Genomic DNA, 4,238 nt, shown 5'->3' with positions numbered 1-4,238 from the left:
GACTGAGTTTATTATAGCTTATAATCATACAGATGCTGGTGAGGATCATTATAGATTGATCACATATAGGATGCTGAGCAAGTTATACGGTGTTTAAATATTGACAAATAATCAATATAAAAGGAGAGATTTGCCAAGATGTAAACACCATAAAAGCAAAATTATGAGTTAATTATAAAATAAAACAGTATATTTAAGAAACTGGAATAGGGCTTTTCATAGGACACGTTGTTAGGCGCTGTGTTTTATTTATAATTTTTCTTTAATCGCTTTTCTCCAAAAGAAAATTCCAAAAACACAAGTAACAATTGCAAACATAATTCCGTTTTCGCCAAGCCAATATTCCGTTCCTTCATTCTTAATTGTTAATTCAGGCATTATTTTTTGAATATAAACATTACTTACTGCGTGAAATATTACAGCTGGCCAAAGACTTTTAGATTTAAAAGCGTAGTAGGTCATAATGAAAGACATAGAAATGATTACGATGAAGAATGTTATAAATTCTAATAGCATATTATTACTATAGTAAACAAGAAGTGGCCAATGCCAAGCAGCCCAAATAAATCCACTAAAAATTGATACACTAGTAAATGAAAGTACCTTTCTCAATTCATAGATAAAAAAACCTCTCCACCCAATTTCTTCTCCTAAAGTTGTTGCAGAAGCTCTTATTACTTCTACAGTGCCTAATAAGGTAATTGCTATTATTGTTATTGCCGTTGGATTTAATGTACCTATTCCAAACAAGCCAAGATCTTTTCCCCAATTTGTTATTGCTTCACTATTAGTTAAACTTCCCAAACCGAAAATCCAGATTAATACATAAGTGACTATACCATAAAGGGCAGGAATGAAATAAGACCATCGGATATATTTCCAATTTCCCCAATTCCAATTTAGAGATGAAATCTTACGACCTTTTATTTTTAAGGTAATAAATGCAGCAATTGCAGGACACCACATTATAGCGCCAACATATATTCGTGATGGATATAAATTAACTATGGCATAATGAAAAGGTGAAGTAAGAAGAATAACGATTGCAAGAAATAGAAAGATTGTTTTCCAAGTTTCTTTTCGTTCCGATAAATTTTCTGACATAAGGTTTTAATAATTGGTTCGTTTATGGAAGACGAAGAGATTATGGTTTTGTTACATTGCGCCTAACGGTTTAGCTATGAACAGTACCGGAGCAAACTAGCGTTTGCTTTCCGTCACGCACATAGCGAAATCTTATTGTTTTGATTTATTTTTTCCTTTCCAGGGCAAAATCCATAAGATTTTGCGGTCTTCATAAAAATAGGCAAGCCCTGCAAATAAGCCCGAAATCCGTATTGTTTATAGGTTTTGTTGTGCGTTCGTTTTTATTCTGCCTTCACTTGTAAATCCCTAATTCTTGAACCTTTAAATAGTAGCCAAAACATAAATATTAATTCTCCAAAGAAAGTAATCATAAGAAATTCAGTATTTACGTTTGGGAATAAAAATATGCTTAAAGTGTTAATCACATAACCAAATCCTGCAACCAATAATAAAACCCCAAATATTCTTGGAACATAATCTGCTCTGAAAACCAAATAACCAAGAAGACACAAGTAAATTCCAAAAATTAACAATCCAAATTCCCATTCCAATCGAAACGAATTGATATAGAACTCTACAGTATCATTAAACTCTAATTGACTTTCGAGTTTCGACTGGTTTTCGATTTTGATGAGACCTAATATTTTAATTAGGTTGACCAAAGCTATTAAATACATAGCCGTGTAAATCAACCTAAACCAAGCTATTAGAAGTGAAAATCCTTTATTTACGGGTTTTAGAAAAATGTAAAGAGCCCAAGCAACTATGATATCACATAGCAATGTTATTAAATGCAAAAAAACACTTGTTGAGAATAGCATTTTGTTGTTCAAAATATTGTTGGTTGTCTCTGTTGAATTTTGTCCGATTAATTGAGGGAAAATATAAAACTCGGCAAAGGGCACAGTCAAAACCATAATCAGCAAACCTAAACCTGCGATTAATGATGCTTTTGCTGAAGAGATACGGTCGATTTTAACAGTGGTCATTTGGATAAGGTGTTTTCATTAAGACTGAATTAATGAGGTTTTGTTACCAGATATAATGGTTTTTTAATGTCTTGTCCTGAAATATGACTACAGGTTAAAATTGATTTTTACGCTGTTAATTTATATACCATATTATGTATTTTATAGTCTAAAGATAAATGTAATCTTATTTCGTTGTATAAATTAATTGCATTTTTTGCAGCTCTCTTTGCGTGTTGTGGGTTTGTAAAGGTCTGGTCGAGATAAAATTCATCTTTTAAGATACCGTTTACGCGTTCGGCCATTGCATTTTCGTAACAATGATTTTATTCTGTCATACAGACTCCAATGTTGTTTCTTTTAAGTATTTGTGTGTACACATTACTACTATATTGTATGCCTCTGTCTGAATGATGGATAAGTTTTTTAATGTCTTTAGCTTGATATAAGGCTTTATTAAGGGCTCGAACGCATCCATTTAATTCTAGGCTATCACTGAGGTCGTATTCTACTATTTTGCGAGAATACATATCTGTAATAAATGCCAGGTAACAAAAGCCTTTTAGGGTTCTGATATATGTGATATCGGATACCCAAACTTGATTGGGTCTATTGATTTCAATGTCCTTTATGATGTTACAGTACTTATAAAAACGATGGTGTGAGTTTGTTGTCCTCATCCTGTATTTCTTTCTAAGTGTTAGCATTTGATGTTTTCTAAGCACATTAAATAGCGTATTTCTACCAACTTTAATATTGACTTTAGTAAAATCTACATCCAATGATTTCACAAGCTTTCTAACGCCTTCTCTAGGAAGGGATTTGCGTCTTTTTCTAACTATATTTATAATCTGATGTTCTAGTTTTAAATGTTTGTCAGCTCTGTCTTTATACTTGTAATACGCATCACGTTTAAGCCCAAAACAATGAGTTATAATTGTTAAAGAAGCAAATCCCTTAGATTTCTTTTTAGCTTTGATTAAGGCTTTATACTTAGCTTTTTTTTAGCTCGGTAACAGATTTATAACCTAAATCTTCTGCAGCTACCTCAAGGTAAGAATCCAATACCATGGCATCCAGATCCTTTTTTAAGAGTAGTTTTTTAAGCTGATCAATCTCTTTTTGAAGTGCTTTAATTCTCGATATTTCGTCTTTAGTTTCCACTTTTACTTTGGTGTTCATTAAGTCTTTACGATTGTACTTTTTAATCCATTCATTAACCGTTGTGGGTGCAATAGAATAGAGTTTGCAAAGTTCACTCTTTGTGTGTTTTTCAGTACTAAGTTCGGCTAAAATTTTTAATTTGAAAGGTTCGCTGTAACGTCTAATTACTTTGTCATTTTTGTACATAATTGTTTTGAATTATTTAGCCTTATTTCAGGACGGGTCAAAATGTGCCACAACGTTTAGTGTAAAATGCGTTTTAATGCATTTTTACATAGTGTTATCATCTTTTTTTATTTTGATTCCATTTTTCGCCTTCATATGGAGTCCATAAATACTTAGAGTTGAACTCACATAATTCACCAGGGCTTCCCAATTTTTGATATATGTCTTTTCGAATTACAAATCCTGAGATTAATAGTATGTCATTTGGATCTTCCTCCAATTCACTCATTTCCCTCCATCCATCAACTTCAACTCCTGTAAGAGCGTATCTATACTTTGGTGCTTCTTTCAGTAATTTGTAGAATTCAAAACCTATTGAAGTCATTTCTTCTGCATCAGATTTTGAAGTAATTCCAATTTGGCTAATTCCGTTAACAGTCACCATACCAACTTGATATGCACGAATTGTGTATTCTTCCCCGTTTGCTTTAACTGTATTTTTGTTAAAATAGTCCTTAACGGCTATTCCTTGCTTTTCGCTCTCAGTTTCGATCCACATTGAATATATCCAAGCCATATTTTCCTTATTGATGATAACGTTTAATATATGGCAAGTTGGGCGGAAAACAAGTAATTATTTTCGGTTTAGCCACAAGCCAAATGTTTTGTGTTTTGTTTTAATTTTTCTCTTTTAATACCAAATCAAAAGATTTGGCGGTTTTACAAATAGACAACAACCTTTCGATTAAACATTAATTGCCCAATTTGCTATATATAGTGTGCCTGTTGCACAAGATAGCAAAAAGTGTTAATTTCATGGTATGCAAGGCAAGAAAGTATATCAAGAGAAACTTT

5 protein-coding genes and 1 pseudogene are annotated in these 4,238 nt (G+C 32.3%); all 6 read right to left on the bottom strand.

All coding sequences use genetic code 11. From position 1 onward, the window contains the following. Positions 1-249: 249 nt before the first annotated feature. Positions 250-1,104 carry a CPBP family intramembrane glutamic endopeptidase gene (locus ACWGOQ_RS23885; protein WP_452059252.1) on the bottom strand — a complete coding sequence of 285 codons (855 nt, stop codon included), beginning with the start codon at positions 1,102-1,104 and terminating at the stop codon, positions 250-252. Positions 1,105-1,367: 263 nt separating this feature from the next. Next, the gene (locus ACWGOQ_RS23880) at positions 1,368-2,075 is read right to left on the bottom strand and encodes a DUF4386 domain-containing protein (RefSeq protein WP_452059251.1); all 708 of its coding nucleotides are present in this window, start codon (positions 2,073-2,075) and stop codon (positions 1,368-1,370) included. Between the two features lie 107 nt (positions 2,076-2,182). Further along, positions 2,183-2,365, bottom strand: a pseudogene (locus tag ACWGOQ_RS23875) (integrase core domain-containing protein); the annotation flags it as partial. Positions 2,366-2,380: 15 nt separating this feature from the next. Next, a complete protein-coding gene (locus ACWGOQ_RS23870; protein ID WP_452059469.1) occupies positions 2,381-2,989 on the bottom strand; it encodes a DDE-type integrase/transposase/recombinase in 609 nt (202 codons plus the stop codon). A 58-nt stretch (positions 2,990-3,047) separates the two neighbouring features. Beyond that, complete coding sequence (locus ACWGOQ_RS23865) at positions 3,048-3,404, bottom strand: transposase (protein ID WP_452059250.1); 357 nt, start codon at positions 3,402-3,404, stop codon at positions 3,048-3,050. Positions 3,405-3,501: 97 nt separating this feature from the next. After that, positions 3,502-3,960, bottom strand: a complete 459-nt coding sequence (locus ACWGOQ_RS23860) for a hypothetical protein (protein WP_452059249.1) — start codon at positions 3,958-3,960, stop codon at positions 3,502-3,504. Positions 3,961-4,238: the final 278 nt, after the last annotated feature.

The organism is Aquimarina ulvae, from assembly GCF_053613295.3.
Note: the sequence above shows the minus strand (reverse complement) of the source record. Positions and strands in the feature narration are given on the sequence as shown.